We start from the raw sequence: 18,334 nt of genomic DNA, 5'->3' as shown, positions 1-18,334 counted from the left end.
TTCGCGTTACTTCACTTTCCCATGGTGCATTGGTCCGGCGCGCCGAGCGTGGCCCGCAGGTCGGCGTTGAGGTCGGCGAGCCGTTCGGTCAGGTCGGCGAGCCGGCCTTCGTCCCAGCCGCCGAGCGCGGTCTGGAAGAACTCCAGGTACCGGGCCCGCCAGCGCGCCAGTTCGGCCTCGCCCTTCGCCGAAACGCTGATCAGCGAGGCGCGCCCGTCCTCCGGCGCGGGTCTGCGGTCGATCAGGCCCGCCGTCTGCAGTTGCGCGAGCTGCCTGCTGATCACCGAAAGGTCGACGAGCCGGCGTTTGGCCAGCTCGGACGGCCGGGCCTCGCCGTGCTTGGCGAGATCGGACAGCAGCATGCCGGCGGCCGGGTGCAGCCCCGGTTCGTCCTGCCAGGCCTGCATCACCCACAGATGCTGAAGCTGTGCCGAACTCCGCAGCTCCCGCAGCAGCTCGACCCGGACATCGTCGGCAGAGCTCATCTCGGCTCCTCCCGGGCTGCTCGCCCAACTGCTTGTACGGTGCAAGTTTACGAGGGAAAGGTTGCGTAGGACAACTATCTATCCGGTGAGCTGCCCCACGTCGCCAACCGGCCGGTAACCCGACCGGAGCAACGTTGTCAGCAACCCGCCGGAGTACGGCTACTCTGCGGACGAGCCGCGCCGAGCCGGGGCGGTGGACCCAGAAAAGGAGAGGAGCGCGCGTGGCGCATTCCCGCGGAACGTCCGCGAGACGGCGCGAACCGAAGCCACCGGACCAGGTGGCCCGGCGTCCGTGATCACCCGCTCCCCATCCCTTCTCCCGACCGGTGAACGACACCTTCATGACAGCCGATTCGATCAGTCCCATCCCGCGCTCGGCAGCACCCCGCGAGGCCCCCGCCGCGGTCACCGCCATGGTGCGGCTGATCCGGGAGACCTGGGCGCGGTCGGAGCCCTATCTTCCGGAGATCTCGCAGTTCTTCTACGGAATGCTGTTCACGCTCGCGCCGGCCACCCGCGACTTCTTCCCGATCAACATGGAGGTCCAGCGCGGCCGCCTGGTGCGTGCGCTGGTCCGCATCGTGCAGATGGTGGACCGGCCCGACGATCTGGTCCCGTTCCTGCGCCAGCTCGGTCGTGACCACCGCAAGTTCGGCGTCATCCCCAAGCACTACGAGGCGGTCGGCACGGCGCTGCTGGCGGCGCTCAAGAGCCATCTCGGCACGGAGTGGACCCCGGACGTGGAGCGGGCCTGGGCCGAGGCGTTCACCATCGTCGCGCGCGCGATGCAGGAGGCGGCCGCGGCGGACGTGAACCCGCCCTTCTGGTCGGCCACCGTGGTCGAGCACCGGCGGCTCACCTGGGATCTCGCGCTGGTGCGGCTGATCCCGGAGCAGGCCGTGCCCTATACCCCCGGGCAGTACATGAGCGTGGAGGTGCCGCAGCGGCCGCGGCTGTGGCGGTACCTGTCCCCGGCCAACGCGCCCCGCGCGGACGGCGGCATCGAGTTCCACGTGCGCGCGGTCGACGGCGGCTGGGTCTCGCGGGCGATCGTGAGCCACACCCAGCCCGGCGACGTCTGGCGGCTGGGCCCGCCGATCGGCCGGCTGGCCGTGGACCGCGAACGGTCCAAGGGCGTGCTGATGGTCGCCGGCGGCACCGGGCTGACCCCGCTGCGCGCCATCCTCGACCACCTCGCACAGTGGGGGGAGAACCCGAAAACCCGGCTGTTCTACGGCGGTCCGGCCCGCGAGGACCTGTACGACCTCGAAGACCTGCGCGCGCTGGCCGCGACGAACCCGTGGCTGTCGATCATCCCGGTCGTCGAACGCGGCGAGGACCTGCCCGGCTGTGAACAGGGCACGCTGGCCGAGGCGGTGACCCGCTACGGCGCCTGGCCGGAGCACGACATCCTGGTGTCGGGCTCCCCGGCGATGATCCGCGCGACGGTGTCGCGGATGCTCGTCGCGGGCAGCGCACTCGGCCAGATCCAGTACGACCCGTTCACTGTGGACTGAAGCGACCGGCTGACGCGACGCCCGCGAACCCCGCACCCCGGCCAAAGTCGTGAAGGGGCCCTTCACAGACTCTGAGTCCAATGCCAGGAACTTAGGTCGGTTCTGGGTTGGTGTGGTGTTGGTTTGGTTGTGGTGGGTGGTGTTGTTTCTGCTGTGGGCAGGATGTGGACCTGGTAGCTGGCTTTGGTGCTGGTCGGTTGCGGGGTTTTGCTGCGGTGGGGGTAGCGCGTGGTGGTGCGTTTGAGTGCTCGGGGGTAGACGCGGTGGTGGGTGTGGACGGTGATCAGCTGTCGGCATAAGTCCTGGGCCACCCATTGGAGGTGTCGGGATGTGTCGGCGGGTGTGGTAGTGATCGCGTGTTCGGCGGCGTCGCGGGCGGAGGTGAAGGAGATCCGGGACGGGTCGAGGTTCTGGGTGAGCGCTGCGTGGCTGATCAGCAGCCGGATGGCCTGGTAGACGATCAGGGTGGCCCAGAGTTCCTGCTGGGCGCGGATCGGGGTGTGGCCGCGCAGGGGCCGCTTGGCCAGCAGCGTGGTTTTGATCTCTTTGATGCCGGTTTCGGCGGTCCAGCGGCGGGCGTAGAGGGCGACGAGCTGGCCGGCGGGTGCGTGTGCGGGGTCGAGCAGGCTGGTGACCAGCCGGTATTTCTCGGTGCGGGTGACGCCGTCGACGGTGACGGTGATCAGTGCTTCGACCACCCGGACGACGATGCCGTTGATCGGGCGGGGCGTGGGCGGGCGGTGCCCGCGTTGCTTGTTGCGGCGCACGTTGCGCGCCCAGCGGCGGGCGTCGGCCGGGGCGTGGAGGGTGGACAGCCAGGACCCGTCCGGCAACGCGTGCTGCACGGGCAGCTTCGGGGTGTTCTGCTTGGCCCGCCACAGCAGATGCGCGCCCCGTTCCCGCGCCGCGGTCCACAGTGGATAGCCGAGGAAGCAGCGGTCGGCCAGCAGCAGCATCCGGTCGTGCAGCCGGGGCAGCAGCTGATAGGCCAGGGTGGGCTCGCCCTGGCTCAGCGGGCCGGTGACCGCGCCGAGCAGACGGCGGCTGCCACACGACAGCAGCACCAGCACCCGGATCTTGGACGGCCCGCGGGCCACGCCTGTGCGGTGATGGGGCGGGAAGTGTTCACGGTTGGCCGCGGTGTCGGCCGGCTCGACCTCGGTGCCGTCCCAGGCACACACCTCCAGCCCGAACGCGTGCGACCACGGCCTGTTCCGGGTAGGCGCCGCCCGCGCCAGCGCGCCGAACAACAACTGGAAGGGCACCACGCCGATCCGGTCCCGCAGCTTGGTCAGCGCCGTGCTGGCCGGCGGCCACCAGCCCAGCACGGACAACCGGGGCAGACTCTCCTGCGAGAACATCGCCCTGATCGTCGCGTTGCCGGACTTGGTGCGCAGCAGGCACAACGCGAGCACGAAGTACACGCCCAACCGCGACGGCAGTGCCCGGAACCGCCGTTCGTCCCGGCCGGCGACGGCCAGCGCCTCATCAACCAGCGCGGGCGGGACGACCCACGACAGCAACCCCAGCCCGGCCTGTGACAACAACCGACCCACCGGCGAGGACCAGCCCGAGGGCATGACACCATGAACGGACAACGAGGCTCCTGGCTTGCTGATGATCTCGACAATCACCAGCTCTAGCCGGAGCCTCGTTGCCTATCCACACCACCACGCCGATCACACCCAAACCGTGATCAACACCACCCACCAGACCTTAAGTTCCTGGCATTGGACTCTGAGTCCGTGAAGGGCCCCTTCACAGCCCTCGCCCTCAGCGCTTCTTGGGTTTCCAGACCACCAGCGAGGTCTGCTGCCGCAGCGGCACCAGATCCTTGCGGTAGGACGCGTGCACCGCGGCGGCAGCCTGTTCGGCGGCCGCGTACGCCGCGGCCAGCTCCTCGGTCAGCTCGTGCACCCGCGAGCGCAGGGCGTCGACCTGGTTCTCCAGCTCGATGATCCGCTTGATGCCGGCCAGGTTCACCCCGGCCTCCTGCGAAAGGCGCTGGACCTCACGCAGCAGGGCGATATCCCGCACGGAGTACCGCCGGCCGCCCCCGGAGGTGCGGCCGGGGGACACCAGGCCGTGGCGGTCGTAGGAGCGCAGCGTCTGGGCGTGCAGCCCGGACAGCTGCGCTGCCACCGAGATCACGAACACCGGGGTGTCCTCGTCCGCACCGTTCGGGAGTCCCGGAGTACCGCCGAACATCGCCGTCACCTGCCTTCGAGCAACTCGGTGAGCTCAGGCCGCGGGTCGTGGCCCTTCATCGCCTCGGCGTAGCCCTCCAGCGCCGTGCGAGCCTTGTCGTCGAGCTTCGCCGGGACCGCCGCGACCAGGGTGACCAGCAGATCGCCCTGTGCGCCGTCCCGCTTCTGGATGCCCTTTCCGCGGACCCGCAACACTCGGCCACTTGCCGTACCGGCTGGCACCTTGAGCGAGACTTTCCCTTCCAACGTGGGCACCGTGATCGTGGTACCCAGCGCCAGCTCGGTGAAGTCCACCGGCACGGTGAGCGTGAGGTCGAGTTCCTTGCGCCCGAACAACGCGTGCGGCGCCACGTGCACCCGCACGTACAGATCGCCCGCCTGCGCGCCGCCGCGCCCCGGCTCGCCTTGCCCGGCCAGCCGGATGCGCTGGTCGTCCTTCACTCCCGGCGGGATACGCACGGTCAGCGTGCGGGTGCGGGTGCTCACGCCCTCGCCACCGCATTCCGGGCACGGCTCGTCGATGATCTTGCCGCGGCCCCGGCAGTCCTGACACGGCTCGGAGAACGCGAACGCCCCCTGACTCCGGCTGACCAGCCCGGACCCGTTACAGGTCGGGCAGGCCCGCGGCGAGGTACCCGGCTTCGCGCCGTTGCCCCCGCAGGTGCTGCAGGTGGCCGGGCTGGACAGCCGCAACGGCAGCGTGGCGCCCTTGACCGACTCAAGGAAGTCGATCCGCACGTCGGTCTCCACGTCCGCGCCGCGCTGCGGCCGGTTGGCCGTGCCCGCCGGACCGCCGGCTCCCCGGCCCCGGCCGAAGATGCCACCGAGGATGTCGCCGAGGCCGCCGAAACCGCCCTGCTGCGCACCGGCACCGGCCTGGCCGAACAGGTCGCCCACGTCGAATCCGCCCGCACCACCGGGGCCGCCGCCGAATCCGCCGAAGCCACCCGGGCCGCCGGCCCCGAACATGCTGCGCGCCTCGTCGTATTCCTTGCGCTTGGCCGGATCGGACAGCACCCCGTAGGCCTCGGACACCGCCTTGAACTTGTTCTCCGCGGTGGTGTTGCTCGCATTGGCGTCCGGGTGGTTCTCCTTGGCCAGCTTGCGGTAGGCCTTCTTGATCTCGTCCGCGGTCGCATCGGAGGAGACACCCAGCTCTTGGTAGAAGTCCTTGCCGATCCACTCCCGAGCACTCATCGGGTGTCTCCTCCTTTCCCTGCGAAACGACGGTTACTGCGGGCCGGACTCATCGATCGACCCGTCGAGCGGCAGCTCGCCGCCGACCGACCCGTCGACCGGCGCGGCCGCGGCGGGCTCGTGGTCGGTGACCCCGACCAGCGCCTCCCGCAGCACCCGGTCCCCGAACCGGTAGCCGCGGCGCATCACCACGGTGACCGTCGGGCCGGACACGTCCGGCGAGGTGTTGTGCTGAACGGCCTCGTGCACGTTCGGGTCGAAGACCTCGCCCTCGGCGCCGAACGACTCCAGGCCGGCCCGCTGCAGACCGCTGACCAGCTTGTCGCCGACCGCCTTGAACGCACCGGTGAGGTCGCCGTGCTGCTCGGCGCGCTCGAGGTCGTCGAGCAGCGGAAGCAGCTCGCCCACCACGGCCGCCTTGGCACCCTGGACCACGGCCTCCCGGTCACGGTCGACGCGCTTGCGGTAGTTGGCGTATTCCGCCTGCAGCCGCTGCAGGTCGGCGGTGCGCTCGGCCAGCTGCTTCTCGACGTCGGACACCACGGTGACCGCGTCGTCGGCCGAGTCGCCGAGCGAGGAGCCAGAAGGCTCCTCGACGACGGCTTCGGTGGGTTCCGCGACCGGCTCCCGGATCTCCCCGGTCTCCGGGTCGACCCGGCGCCGGTCCCGCACGACCACCGGTTCCTCAGGGCCGGGGCCCTCGGGCTCGGAGTGGCGTGGGGTCACTTCTTCTCGTCCTCTTCCACGATCTCGGCGTCGACCACGTCGTCGGCCTTGGCCTTCTGCTTGGCGCCACCCGCGGCGCCGGCGTCGGCACCCGCGGCGCCCTCGGGACCGGCCGTACCGGCGTTCGCGTACAGCGCGCTGCCCAGCTCCTGCGAAGCCGTGTTCAGCTTCTCGATGGACTCGCGGATCTTGGCCGAGTCGGTGCCCTTGAGCGCCTCGTTCGCCTCTTCGATCGCGGAGTTCACCTTGCCCTTGAGTTCCTCGGGCAGCTTGTCCTCGTTGTCCTTGACGAACTTCTCGGTCTGGTAGACCAGCGTCTCCGCCTGGTTGCGGGTCTCGGCCTCGTCGCGGCGGGTCTTGTCCTCTTCCGCGTGCGCCTCGGCGTCCTTGACCATCCGGTCGATGTCCTCCTTCGGCAGCGCGGAGCCGCCGGTGATGGTCATCGACTGTTCCTTGTTGGTGCCGAGGTCCTTCGCGGTCACGTGCACGATGCCGTTGGCGTCGATGTCGAATGTGACCTCGATCTGCGGCACCCCGCGCGGGGCGGGCGGCAGGCCGGTCAGCTCGAACATGCCGAGCTTCTTGTTCGCCGCGGCGATCTCGCGCTCACCCTGGAACACCTGGATCTGCACCGAGGGCTGGTTGTCGTCCGCGGTGGAGAAGATCTCCGAGCGCTTGGTCGGGATCGTGGTGTTGCGCTCGATGAGCTTGGTGAACACCCCGCCCTTGGTCTCGATGCCCAGCGACAGCGGGGTCACGTCGAGCAGCAGAACGTCCTTGACCTCGCCCTTGAGCACGCCGGCCTGCAGCGCGGCACCCACGGCGACGACCTCGTCCGGGTTCACGCCCTTGTTCGGCTCGCGCCCGCCGGTCAGCTCCTTGACCAGCTCGGCCACCGCGGGCATCCGGGTGGAACCACCCACGAGCACCACGTGGTCGATGTCGCCGACCGAGATGCCCGCGTCGCGGATCACGTTGTTGAACGGCGCCTTGGTGCGGTCGAGCAGATCCGAGGTGATCTTCTGGAACTCGGCGCGGGAGAGCGTCTCGTCCAGGAACATCGGGTTCTTGTCCGCGTCCACGGTGATGTAGGGCAGGTTGATGCCGGCGGAGTTGGAGCTGGACAGCTCGATCTTCGCCTTCTCCGCGGCCTCGCGGATGCGCTGCAGCGCCATCTTGTCCTTGGTGAGGTCGATGCCGTTGGACGCCTTGAACTTGTCGACCAGCCACCCGACGATGCGCTCGTCCCAGTCGTCCCCGCCGAGATGGTTGTCCCCGGAGGTCGCCCGGACCTCGACCACGCCCTCGCCGATCTCCAGCAGCGACACGTCGAACGTCCCGCCACCGAGATCGAAGACCAGGATGGTCTGTTCCTTCTCGCCCTTGTCCAGGCCGTAGGCCAGCGCGGCCGCGGTCGGCTCGTTGACGATCCGGAGCACGTTCAGGCCGGCGATCTGGCCGGCCTCCTTGGTGGCCTGCCGCTGCGCGTCCTCGAAGTAGGCCGGGACGGTGATGACCGCGTCGGTGATCTCCTCGCCGAGATAGGACTCGGCGTCGCGCTTGAGCTTCATCAGCACGCGTGCGCTGATCTCCTGCGGCGTGTAGTTCTTGCCGTCGATCTCGGTCTTCCAGTCGGTACCGATGTGCCGCTTGACCGACCGGATGGTCCGGTCGACGTTCGTCACGGCCTGGTTCTTCGCCGACTGACCGGTCAGCACTTCACCGTTCTTGGCGAAGGCGACGATCGAGGGGGTGGTACGGGAGCCTTCCGAGTTGGCGATGACCGTCGGCTCGCCGCCCTCAAGGACGGCGACGACCGAGTTGGTCGTGCCGAGGTCGATGCCGACCGCTCGCGCCATGGTGCTTCCTCTCGTGTTGGCAGCTCTACTGCTATGGTTCGTGACCTGCGTTTTCGGGCCGACCTTGAGCCTGCCCCTAGCAAGTTGTACCGGTTGCGCGCTCGGCTCGTCAACCAGACTTGAGCCGACTCCGCTCAACCTTCATGTCAGGATAACGGGCAGGCCCGGGTCCTTGTTCCCGGAATCACCGGCAGACCGCCCCTCGACCGGGTGTGACACCGCTCACCAGGTAATCCACCTCGGCGGCGACCGCGCACGGGGAGTTGTACAGGCCGGTGTGCCCGTCATCGAGGCGGGTGAGCAAGCTCGACCCGTCGATGCTCGCAGCGAGACCTCGCGCCCACGGCAGCGGTGTCGCCGGGTCGTGCGCGCCACCGACTACGAGGATCGGCGGAGCACCGTGCACCGGATGCGCCTGCGGCGGGTTCCTCGCCGGCAACGGCCATCCAGTACAGCCCGCCGAAAGGTCCCAGTACTCCGTGTACCGCCAGCTGTGTGGCGCGACGGTGCGTACGAGGGCAGCCGTGGTCCGCATGTCCGCGACGCCGGTGAAAGGCGCCGGGAAGTCCTGGCAGCCGATCGAACGGTACGCACCGTACGTCGGCGTGGCGTACTGCGAGTTCTGTGCCAGCTCTGACGCGTCCTTCGCGGCCAACGCACGGCCGAGTTCGGGCCAGTTGCTGCGAAGGTAGAGAAAGCCGTACGCACCGGATGCCAGTTCGTCGCCGGTTGCCTTACGGCCCAACGCTTTCGCGTACGCACCGTGGCTGGCTAAATCGTCGTAACGGGCGAGTACGTCCTGTCCGTGCAGCGCGCACTCCGACGAACCGTGGCACCACGAGGAGAAGCGAAGCAGCGCGTCTTCCGTCGCCGCCGCTTCCTCGATCATTGCTTGCCGAATAGGGCGCGCGTGGTCCACGGCGCCGTCGAGCACCATCCGGTCCACGCGGCCAGGGTGCGAAGATGCGTACACCGCACCAAGTTCAGTGCCGTAAGACAGACCGAACCAGGAAATCCGCTGTTCCCCCAACGCGCTACGAATCGCGTCGACGTCCTCGGCCGCGCTCTTCGTGTCGACGTGCCCGAGCATCGGCCCGGTCTTGGCCAGACAGTCTTCGCCTGCAGCACGGTTGTGCTCGACGAAAGCCGCATACTCGGCACGGGTTGACGGGAAGCGATTCAAGCCGGTGTCGTACAGCTTCTCCGGCGAACAGGTGATTCGCGGCGTGCTCTCCGGAACACCGCGCGGGTCGAAGCCGACGACGTCGAAGCGTTCGTATAGCGACTCCGTACCGGGTTGGTCGAGCCCGCCCACCCGCGCGAAGCCCGCCCCGCTCCCGCCTGGCCCACCCGGATTGACCAACAGCGAGCCGATCCGGTGTGCCGGGTCCTTCGCAGGCAGCCGCGCGACAGCGATCTGTGCCGTACCCGCTTCAGGATGTTCACGGTCGATCGGGACTGTCACCCGCGTGCACTGCGCGGTCGGCTCTTGCTTGGTCGGGCACGCCGTCCATACGAGGGAATGCGTTGGTGCAGTGATCAGTGGGAGCAGCGTGAGAACAGCGACAGCGAGGTTCATGCCGGCCGCGCCGCAGCGGCCGGGCGGGCAGCGCGGTGGTCCAGTTCGCTGCGTACCCCCACTACGTCAGCAACCTGGACGGCGCCTGGCGGCACATCGACCCGTACGACCGCCACCGGCGCGGCAGGCGCAGGCGCCGGCTCGTGGCTGAACGCGGCGGTCACCGCGAACGCGCCGACAGCGCCGGCCAGCACGGCCGCGAGCAACCGCGTTTCGATCTTGCGCATGGTGCGTGTTCCCCCCTGTGGGAAGTTTCAGGCGGCCTTGACCGTCAGGCGGCCACTGCCGGTGTTCAGGTCGAGCGTCTTGGATTCAGGACTGGCGTTCTGCAGGTATTGCGGGATCTCGACCGAGCGGCGTCCGCTGCCGGAGTCGCCGGTGACGCGGTACGACCCGGCCGGTACCCGTACGTCGACGCTGCCGGAGTCGGCCTTCACGGTCACGTTGGCCGGCTGGTCGAGCCCAAGCTCCACACGCCCGCTGTCGACGGAGACGTCGACATTCCCGCGTACGCCTTCCGCCTTCACACGGCCGGAACTGCTGTGCACCTTCAGGTCGCCGACGTTGCGTACGTCGGTCGAACCGCTGCTGAGATTCAGGCTCACCGGGCCGGCGACGTCGGCAACCTGCGCTTGCCCCGAGTGCGAAGTGACGTCGACGCTGCTAACCCCCGCGACGTCCAGCGCGCCCGAGTCGATATCGCCCGTGACGGGGATGCCAGCCGGAACCACGATCTCGAAGTCGGCACTGCAGTTGCTGCCGCAGTCGCCTAGTACGAGCTGACCGCCCTCGACCCGGTAAGCGTCGCCCGGATCCGAGCTAAAGTGGTACTGCAGTTTCTCCTGCACCCGTACCGGCCCGCTGCCCGTACGGACGCGTACGTCACCCGCGGCGGCCGTCAGCTTGACCCCGTGGATCTGCTCGCTGATGGTGGCTTCGCGGGTCACCGAGGACGCAACGCCCCAGCCGAAGCCGATCGCCAGTCCCGCGCCGATCACGACGATGCCGGCCAGCGCGAGAATCGGGCGTGCCATGGTTCCTCCCCCTGGTGCGTCCTTGCGGTCCCGGACGACGTTAAGGGCACCGGCACCCCGGCGACATCCGGTAAACCCCCCGAAACATCCCTGAGGCGGCACCCTCAGGGCCGGGGTCCTAACCTGACGAGCGAACGGACTTCCCGCGCTCAGGAGGATCGATGCCCCAGCCGTCCAACCCCTACGACTTCCTGCCATCGGTGCCCTCGTTCACCTTGCACAGCACCGACATCGCCGAAGGCGAAACGCTCGCCACGCCCCACTTGTCCGGCATCTTCGGCGCCGGCGGCGAGGACCGTTCGCCTCAGCTGTCCTGGAGCGGCTTCCCGGCAGACACCCGCAGCTTCGCCGTTACCGCGTACGACCCCGACGCGCCTACCGCGAGCGGCTTCTGGCACTGGGCCGTGTTCAACATCCCGGCCACCGTCACCGAGCTGCGCTCCGGGGCAGGCGACGCCTCCGGCTCAGGCATCCCCGAAGGCGCCGTCACCCTGAAGGGCGACGGTGGCGTACGTCAGTTCCTCGGCGCTGCCCCGCCTCCCGGCCACGGCCCACACCGCTACTTCTTCGTGGTACACGCCCTCGACGTCGACACCCTCGACGCGGACAAAGACACGACGCCGGCGGCGCTCGGCTTCACCATGTTCGGCCACACGCTGGCCCGCGCGACCCTCACCGCCGTCTACGAGAACAAGGGCTGAGCGCAGCTCGCCGCGGCCTCCGGCTGTGAAGGGCCCCTTCACAGACTCTGAGTCCGTGAAGGGGCCCTTCACAGCCTTCAGCGCGGCTTCAGCAGGTAGTCCACGACCGGGCGAAGCTCCTCCGCGGACGGCGGCTCGTCGTCGATCAGGCCCTGGATGAGGAGCCCGTCGATACCGGCGAGGAAAACCCGGAAGGCCACCTCGTCGTTGTGACGGACCATCGAGGTCAGCACGTCGAGCCAGCGACGCGCGGCCGGGCGCAACTCGGGTTTGCGCGCCGCCAGCAGGTACAGCTCGTACTCGGCCATGGTGCGGCCGCGTCGCGGCCCGAGCGCCTCGGCGAGCAGCCCCGCCACCTCTTCGGCACCACGGCTGCCCCGCGAACGAGCGCGGTCGATCATCCAGTACACCTCCGTCGCCATGTCCCGTGCGCACGAGATGAGCGTGGCGACGAGCAGGTCGTCCAGCGACGAGAAGTGGTACGTGGTGGACGTCGTGGGTACGCCCGCTTCGGCGGCGACAGTGCGGTGGGTGACTCCGGCGACGCCGTCGCGTTCGATCACCCGCAGCGTGGCCTCGATGATCTCGGTACGCCTCTTCTCGCCGCGTACCTTGCGACCGTCGGCCTGGATCTTCACGCCTTGCTCCCCAACTCGATCAGCACCACACCGCCGATCACCATCAGGATTCCGGCGATCATCGCCAGGTTGATCGGCTCTTTGAGGAACAAGACACCCACCAGCGCCACCAAGGCAACTCCAGCCGCCGCCCAGACCGCGTAGACGACACCGATCGGTAGCCCCGCCTTCAGCACTTGCGAAAGCGCGAAGAACGCGAAGCCGTACCCGGCGATCACCAGGATCGAAGGCCCGAGCCGGGAGAACCCTTCGGAAAACCTCAGCGACACGGTGGCCGTGACTTCTGCGCCGATCGCCAGCGCGAGGTACAAGTAGGCACCCATGGGAGAGAAACTACCTGAACGATCGTCCCAATAGCTAGCGAGGCGTGCACCACATCAGTGGGACTTGGGACCGTCCTACCGATTACCCATCAGTAAGAAGCGTTACCCTGCTCCGCAACCGGCGCCTCGCGCACCGGCCACCACCACACCGGACGAAAGGCACCCGACGATGGGCGCGGTACAGCTGACGCTCGGGGGGATCTCCGTCCTCCTGGGCATCATCGCCTGGGGAATGTTCATCGCGACCGTGGCCCGCTTCGTGCGGGTGATCCGGCTCGGCCAGCCCGACACGACCCGCAACGGGCCGTTCACCGCCCGGCTGGGCACCATGGTCAAGGAGTTCGCGGTACACACCCGGATGGCCAAGTTCCGTCAGGTGGCGCCGTGGCACTGGATGGTGATGTGGGGCTTCCTGATCGGCTCGCTCGCCCTGTTCGAGGCCTACGGCGAGGTGTTCGTGCCGACCTGGGGCTGGCCGGTGCTGGAGGACTGGGCGCCGTGGAGCCTGCTGATGGAGCTGCTCGGCGTCGGCACCGTGGTGGGCGGGATCGCGCTGGCGGTCATCCGCCAGCTGAACCACCCGCGCCGCGCGGACCGTCAGTCGCGCTTCGCCGGCTCGAACTTCAAGTGGGCGTACTTCGTCGAGGCTGTTGTCATCGTGGAGGGCATCGGCATCATCGGCGTACGCGCCGCGAAGGTCGCTATGCACGCCCACGAGACGCCCCCGTGGGCTGCCTTCGTGTCCAACCCGCTTAGCTGGGCGCTACCTTCGTCCGCGGCCCTGGTGTCGGTGTTCGCCTTCATCAAGCTGATGAGCGCCACGGTGTGGCTGATCGTCGTCGCGCGCACCATGACCATGGGTGTGGCCTGGCACCGGTTCAGCGCGTTCTTCAACATCTACTTCAAGCGCGAAGCGGACGGTGGCGTCGCGCTCGGCCGGCTGAAGCCGATGATGAGCAAGGGCAAGGTCCTCGATCTCGAAGAAGCCGACCCGGATGAGGACACCTTCGGTGTGGGCGCGATCGAGGACTTCAGCTGGAAAGGCTGGCTGGACTTCTCCACCTGCACCGAGTGCGGCCGTTGCCAGTCGCAGTGTCCCGCGTGGAACACCGGGAAGCCGCTGTCGCCGAAGCTGCTCATTACGCAGCTTCGCGACCACGCATACGCGAAGGCGCCGTACCTGCTGGCGGGCGGCAAGCGTGACATGGCGGGCGACGAAGTCGGCTTGTCTGGCAGGAAAGACACAGCGGGCGCCTCCGTTGAGGGTGGCGGTGAGGCGGGGTCCGGGATGTACGCGGGTATAGACGTGCTCGCGATCGCGGAGTCGCAGAAGGCGCTCGTCGGCGACGACGGCGGTGTAATCGACCCGGACGTGCTGTGGTCGTGTACGTCCTGTGGTGCGTGCGTGGAGCAGTGCCCGGTGGACATCGAGCACGTGGACCACATCGTGGACATGCGGCGTTACCAGGTGATGATCGAATCCTCGTTCCCCACCGAGCTGAACGGCATGTTCAAGAACCTTGAGAACAAGGGCAACCCGTGGGGCCAGAACGCCAAGGACCGTCTGCAGTGGACGGAGGAGCTGGACTTCGAGGTGCCGGTCTTCGACGGCGATCTCGGCGACGCGGAGTACCTGTTCTGGGTCGGCTGCGCGGGCGCGTTCGAGGACCGCGCGAAGAAGACCACCCGCGCGGTGGCGGAACTGCTGCACATCGCGGGTGTGCAGTACACCGTGCTGGGCTCGGAAGAGACCTGTACCGGTGACCCGGCACGCCGTGCGGGCAACGAATTCCTCTTCCAGATGCTCGCCCAGCAGAACGTCGAGGTGCTGAACTCGGTGTTCGAAGGACGGGAACGCAAGGCGCGCAAGGTCGTCGTGACCTGTGCGCACTGCTTCAACACGCTCGCCAACGAGTACCCGGAGCTGGGCGGCCAGTTCGACGTCGTGCACCACACGCAGCTGCTCAACCGCCTGGTGCGGGAGAAGTACCTGACCCCGGTCGCGCCGGTCGCCGAGGACGTCACCTACCACGACCCGTGCTACCTGGGCCGCCACAACAAGGTCTACGACGCACCGCGCGAGCTGGTCGGCGCTTCGGGCGCGACGCTGCGCGAAATGCCGCGGCACGGCGACCGCTCGATGTGCTGTGGTGCCGGCGGCGCGCGGATGTGGATGGAGGAGAAGATCGGCAAGCGGATCAACGTCGAGCGCGTGGACGAAGCGCTCGGCACCGCGCCGTCGAAGATCGCCACCGGCTGCCCGTTCTGCCGCGTCATGCTCACCGACGGCGTGACGTCGCGCCAGAGTGACGGTGTGGCGAGCGAGAAGCTCGAGGTCGTCGACGTCGCACAGCTGCTGCTCACCGCCGTGAAGCGCAAGCCGGAGCCGACGCTCATCCCGGCGGGCGCGCCGTCACTCGACGGCCCGGACCCCGAGCTGGAAGACGAGCCGGAGACTGGGCCGGAGGAGAAGCGGGACTGACAGCTTTGCCTTGGACGGCTCCTCTCCGCATCGGGAGGGGCCGTCTTCGTTCGTGGCCGGTGAGCGCACGGTACAACGGCTAGTCTGCTGCGCGTGAGCGAGCAGGACGAATCCGCCGGCGGCGAAAGCACCCTCACCGTCGTGCTGGCAGGCGGGGTGAATCTGGCCATCGCGGCGATGAAGCTCGCCGCGGGCATCATCACCGGATCGGGTGCGATGTTGTCGGAGGCAGCGCATTCGGTCGCCGACACCATCACCGAAGTCCTGTTGCTCACCGCGCTCAAGCGGTCCGAGCGACCGGCAGATCGCATGCACCCGTTCGGATACGGCAAGGAGCGGTACTTCTGGTCCCTGCTCGCCGCGGTGTCGATCTTCGCTTCGGGTGCGGTTTTCGCGCTGTACGAAGGATTCACCACGGTCTTCGGGCACCCCGAGGAACAGACCGACCCGATCGTCGGGTACGTCGTGCTGGCCGCCGCGTTCTGCCTCGAAGGGATTTCCTGGTTGCAGGCGGTACGCCAGGTGCGCCGGGACTCCCGCACCGAAGGCCGGTCGTTCTTCGGCTACTTGAAGATGATCGACGACCCCGCGCCGAAGACGGTACTGTTCGAGGACTCGGCCGCGCTCGTCGGCCTGTTGCTCGCGTTCGCCGGCCTCGGCCTGCACCAGCTCACCGGCTCGTCGGTGTGGGACGGGCTGGCCTCGATCCTGATCGGCGTGCTGCTCGTGTGCGTGGCCTATCTGCTCGGCCGCACCAACCGCGGTCTGCTCATCGGCAGGCAAGCGGACCCGCGGCTGGTAGGCGAGGTACGCGACCACCTGGCGGCCGCGCCCGAAATCGAAGCGCTGGTGGACCTGCAGACCATGCTGATGGGCACCGATCACGTACTGGTCTGCGCCCGCGTGGACTTCGACGACGCACTGGGTGCGGCCGACGTGGAACGCGCGTGCGTACGTCTGGCCGGCGAACTGAGCGAGCAGTTCAACGACGTACGCGAAGTGTTCATCGAGCCGGTGCCACGCAACGATCCGACGCTGCGCGCGACCGTCCTGGAGCGCTACGGCGACCTACAGCAGCGGCCAATCGAAGACACGCAGTAGTCCGGGGGATCAGCTCTTCCGGCTGTTGCGACGTCGCGTACGCACGCTTTTCCGCGCCCGCCAGGTAATCCGCACGAGCAATGCGCCAGCCCCTAGCAGCGCGAGAATGACCAGTACGCCGTCCCGAAGGTCAAGATCGTTCCCGTCGACCGGCCGGGCTACCGCCATATCCACTTGCCCTGCGGCAGTCGCCTTGACGATGAACGGGTTCGCTCCGTCCACTTCGGGCACTACTTGTACCGGGACTGAGTCGGCGAATCGTCCGTGTGCCGGGGCTGTGGCGCTCCGAGTCCAGTAGTGCGTTACCCCGGCAGCAGCCGATGCCCGTCGACGGTCAGCACTGAGGTGCCCACGTTCTCAGCAGCGACCAAGAACGTGACGGTGCCCCCTGCCGCTGCAGTCGACTCGCCGCGCTCAGTCAGCCGAAGGGTCGGGTTGGCGACGTAGGGGCGTACTGGGGTTTGGGTTGATACCTGCGCGCCGGTGCCTGCGACGCGGGCGTCGGCTGGGTACGCGGCGTCTCGGGTTGCGGCCTGGGCGTCAGCGCGCGGAGTGGCTTGCGCAGCAGCGTTTCGGCCTGTCGCTGTTACGGTGCCCGGAGTGGTCACTTCACAGGTCAGTGCGGCCGTGGTGGCTCCTGGGGCAAGTTCGGCTGGTTCGCTTACGCAGCCGGGACCGGTCACCCGGACGTCGGCCAACGGCACATCACCGGTGTTCTTCGCGACGGCCGTGACCGGGCTCGGGTGGCCGGGGAGCACCGGGCGTGGTGGAGGTGTGGTGGTGACGGTCAGGCCGGGACCGGTTACGTCGGTGGTAGTGGTGGTGGTGCCGTTCGCGACGGTGCGCCCGGTGTCGTCGGTTGCCGTGACGGTGTCGCGGCCGCTCAGGTCGGCCCGCGCCGTCTGGGTGCAAGCACGAGTTGCGTGCGCGCCAGGATCGAGTGCGCGAAGCGTGAACGAGCAAGCCTCATCAGCGTCGCGAAAGGTCACCTCGTGCAGCGGCGAGTCGCCGGTATTGCGCACAGTGGTCACGTAGGTGACCGGGTCGCCTGGGCGGATCGGCTGGTCCAGATGTTCTCGACGCAACTCCACCGCGGGACGGAGCACGCTGAAGTCGGCCTTGGCCGTGGCGGTGACCGGCGCACCCGACGGGGGAGTCGCAGTCACGGTGGCCGACGGATCACCGGATCCAGCAGTGGTCACGCAGGGGTAGCGCTGGATTCCGTTGACGGGCAAGGTCTCAAACCGACGTGCGCAGTCTGGCGCATGATCCGCAGAAACGGTGACATCGTGCAATTCCTGGTCACCGGTGTTGGTGACGATCACCTCGAACGGCAGCGACTCACCCGCGCGGAACGGCCCGCCGGACGCCCGCTCGACCACCGAGACGCTCGGCTTCAGCACCACGAACGACGCCTGCGCGGAGGCGTTGACCAGGCGTTTCGTCGGATCGGTCCCGCTCACCTTCGCGATGTTGGTGAAGCCCGCCGATCCGGCGACCGTGGTGCACTGATACGTCTCCTCGGCGTCCGGCGCCAGTTGCGTCACCCGGTGCGCACAGGACGGCGTCCGATCGTCCACAACGGACACATCGGTGATCGGTACATCGCCAACGTTCTTCACCAGTAAGGAGAAAGTGACTTTGTCACCCGAATTCACTTGGTACGGCTGAGCGTCCTTCATGAGCGCGATCTCCGGATGGATCACGTCCACGGGCGCACCGGCGGACGCGGTGACGGCCCGGTTCGTCGGGTCGTTCGCGGTGACCGCCGCGGGGTTGGTGAAATCGTCGGGACCGGCCTTCACGGTGCACTGGTAAGTCTGCACGGCCTGTGCGGCGAGCTGGTCGAAAGTCTTGTCGCAGCCGGAATCTTTTACGGTCACCGACGTCAACGGCACATCACCGGTGTTGGTGACAACGAGCGTCACCGTAAGGTCGTCGCCCGCCCGAGCGATTGCCGGGCTCACCGTCGGACGGACCGTGATCGACGGATGAATCACGTCGATCTTCGCGGTGGCAGTGACCGAGAGTTGTGGTCCGGTCAGTGGAGTGCCTTTCGCGCTCGCGGTGCTGACCGTGTCGTCCGCCGGCGCGGGCACCGTGCAGTCGTAAGCCTGCTTGGCACCGGCGGCCAGGGTGTCGAAGGTCTTCACGCAAGTTCCCTGATCGATCACCTTGACGGCGCTGAGTGGCGAATCACCGGTATTGGTGACGGTAAGTGTGAACGTGACCGGATCACCGGCGCGAAAGGGACCACCGTGCACGGCCTTCTCCAGCAGACCGGCCAGCAGGCCGAGCACCACCAGCAGACGTTTCCCGGCCGAAACCATGCCCGCGAGCCTGACACGAACCGGTGACGGGGAGATCCTTTCCTACCCTGCCGTGCGACGAAGTCACTCCGCAGAGCGACCGGGGCAACGCTTGGTTTACTCGTGGGTGACGATCACAGCCCGATCGGACCGCCCGGTCACGGTCCGAAATCGCC

16 protein-coding genes are annotated in these 18,334 nt (G+C 68.1%); 4 read left to right on the top strand and 12 right to left on the bottom strand.

Annotation, left to right across the window (positions count from 1 at the left end):
* Positions 1-11 precede the first annotated feature (11 nt).
* Positions 12-485, bottom strand: a complete 474-nt coding sequence (locus tag ATK36_RS17620) for a MarR family winged helix-turn-helix transcriptional regulator (RefSeq protein WP_098512558.1) — start codon at positions 483-485, stop codon at positions 12-14.
* A 341-nt stretch (positions 486-826) separates the two neighbouring features.
* Between ATK36_RS17620 and ATK36_RS17615 the strand changes: the two genes are divergently transcribed.
* A complete protein-coding gene (locus ATK36_RS17615; RefSeq protein WP_098514960.1) occupies positions 827-2,002 on the top strand; it encodes a globin domain-containing protein in 1,176 nt (391 codons plus the stop codon).
* A 62-nt stretch (positions 2,003-2,064) separates the two neighbouring features.
* Here ATK36_RS17615 and ATK36_RS17610 read toward each other — a convergent pair whose 3' ends face one another.
* The 8 genes from ATK36_RS17610 to ATK36_RS17575 form a co-directional block, all read right to left on the bottom strand.
* Entirely contained in the window at positions 2,065-3,636 is a 1,572-nt protein-coding gene (locus tag ATK36_RS17610) for an IS4 family transposase (RefSeq protein ID WP_141544476.1), read from the bottom strand.
* Between the two features lie 139 nt (positions 3,637-3,775).
* Positions 3,776-4,210 (bottom strand): heat shock protein transcriptional repressor HspR, encoded by a 435-nt coding sequence (locus ATK36_RS17605; RefSeq protein WP_098512556.1) that lies wholly within the window; start codon positions 4,208-4,210, stop codon positions 3,776-3,778.
* A gap of 5 nt (positions 4,211-4,215) precedes the next feature.
* Positions 4,216-5,406, bottom strand: a complete 1,191-nt coding sequence (dnaJ, locus tag ATK36_RS17600) for a molecular chaperone DnaJ (protein ID WP_098512555.1) — start codon at positions 5,404-5,406, stop codon at positions 4,216-4,218.
* 33 nt (positions 5,407-5,439) lie between these two features.
* Complete coding sequence (gene grpE, locus ATK36_RS17595; protein ID WP_098512554.1) at positions 5,440-6,132, bottom strand: nucleotide exchange factor GrpE; 693 nt, start codon at positions 6,130-6,132, stop codon at positions 5,440-5,442.
* Positions 6,129-7,991 (bottom strand): molecular chaperone DnaK, encoded by a 1,863-nt coding sequence (gene dnaK, locus ATK36_RS17590; protein WP_098512553.1) that lies wholly within the window; start codon positions 7,989-7,991, stop codon positions 6,129-6,131. Before dnaK ends, grpE begins: the two co-directional genes overlap by 4 nt.
* Positions 7,992-8,175: 184 nt before the next feature.
* Positions 8,176-9,456 (bottom strand): alpha/beta hydrolase, encoded by a 1,281-nt coding sequence (locus ATK36_RS17585; RefSeq protein ID WP_245914851.1) that lies wholly within the window; start codon positions 9,454-9,456, stop codon positions 8,176-8,178.
* Between the two features lie 110 nt (positions 9,457-9,566).
* Entirely contained in the window at positions 9,567-9,797 is a 231-nt protein-coding gene (locus tag ATK36_RS17580) for a hypothetical protein (protein ID WP_098512551.1), read from the bottom strand.
* Positions 9,798-9,824: 27 nt separating this feature from the next.
* A complete protein-coding gene (locus tag ATK36_RS17575) occupies positions 9,825-10,604 on the bottom strand; it encodes a DUF4097 family beta strand repeat-containing protein (protein ID WP_098512550.1) in 780 nt (259 codons plus the stop codon).
* Between the two features lie 161 nt (positions 10,605-10,765).
* On the opposite strand from ATK36_RS17575, the gene ATK36_RS17570 reads away from it, so the two are divergent.
* Entirely contained in the window at positions 10,766-11,305 is a 540-nt protein-coding gene (locus ATK36_RS17570; RefSeq protein WP_098512549.1) for a YbhB/YbcL family Raf kinase inhibitor-like protein, read from the top strand.
* Positions 11,306-11,382: 77 nt separating this feature from the next.
* Here the strand turns inward: ATK36_RS17570 and ATK36_RS17565 are convergent, their stop codons facing one another.
* Together ATK36_RS17565 and ATK36_RS17560 are read right to left on the bottom strand one after the other, a co-directional pair.
* A complete protein-coding gene (locus ATK36_RS17565) occupies positions 11,383-11,943 on the bottom strand; it encodes a TetR/AcrR family transcriptional regulator (protein ID WP_098512548.1) in 561 nt (186 codons plus the stop codon).
* Positions 11,940-12,266, bottom strand: coding sequence for a DMT family transporter (locus ATK36_RS17560; RefSeq protein WP_098512547.1), 327 nt, complete (start codon positions 12,264-12,266; stop codon positions 11,940-11,942). The genes ATK36_RS17565 and ATK36_RS17560 overlap by 4 nt, the downstream gene beginning before the upstream one ends.
* A 169-nt stretch (positions 12,267-12,435) precedes the next feature.
* Here ATK36_RS17560 and ATK36_RS17555 point away from each other — a divergent pair, with 169 nt between their 5' ends.
* Both ATK36_RS17555 and ATK36_RS17550 read left to right on the top strand, forming a co-directional pair.
* On the top strand, positions 12,436-14,748 hold the full coding sequence (locus tag ATK36_RS17555; protein ID WP_098512546.1) for a (Fe-S)-binding protein: 2,313 nt from the start codon (positions 12,436-12,438) through the stop codon (positions 14,746-14,748).
* Positions 14,749-14,841: 93 nt separating this feature from the next.
* Positions 14,842-15,849 carry a cation diffusion facilitator family transporter gene (locus ATK36_RS17550; protein WP_098512545.1) on the top strand — a complete coding sequence of 336 codons (1,008 nt, stop codon included), beginning with the start codon at positions 14,842-14,844 and terminating at the stop codon, positions 15,847-15,849.
* A gap of 302 nt (positions 15,850-16,151) precedes the next feature.
* Here ATK36_RS17550 and ATK36_RS17545 read toward each other — a convergent pair whose 3' ends face one another.
* The gene (locus ATK36_RS17545; protein ID WP_098512544.1) at positions 16,152-18,179 is read right to left on the bottom strand and encodes a DUF7507 domain-containing protein; all 2,028 of its coding nucleotides are present in this window, start codon (positions 18,177-18,179) and stop codon (positions 16,152-16,154) included.
* Between the last annotated feature and the right edge of the window lie 155 nt (positions 18,180-18,334).

The sequence above is a fragment of the Amycolatopsis sulphurea genome (assembly GCF_002564045.1).
Lineage (GTDB): Bacteria > Actinomycetota > Actinomycetes > Mycobacteriales > Pseudonocardiaceae > Amycolatopsis > Amycolatopsis sulphurea.
This window is presented reverse-complemented; position numbering and strand designations above follow the sequence as displayed.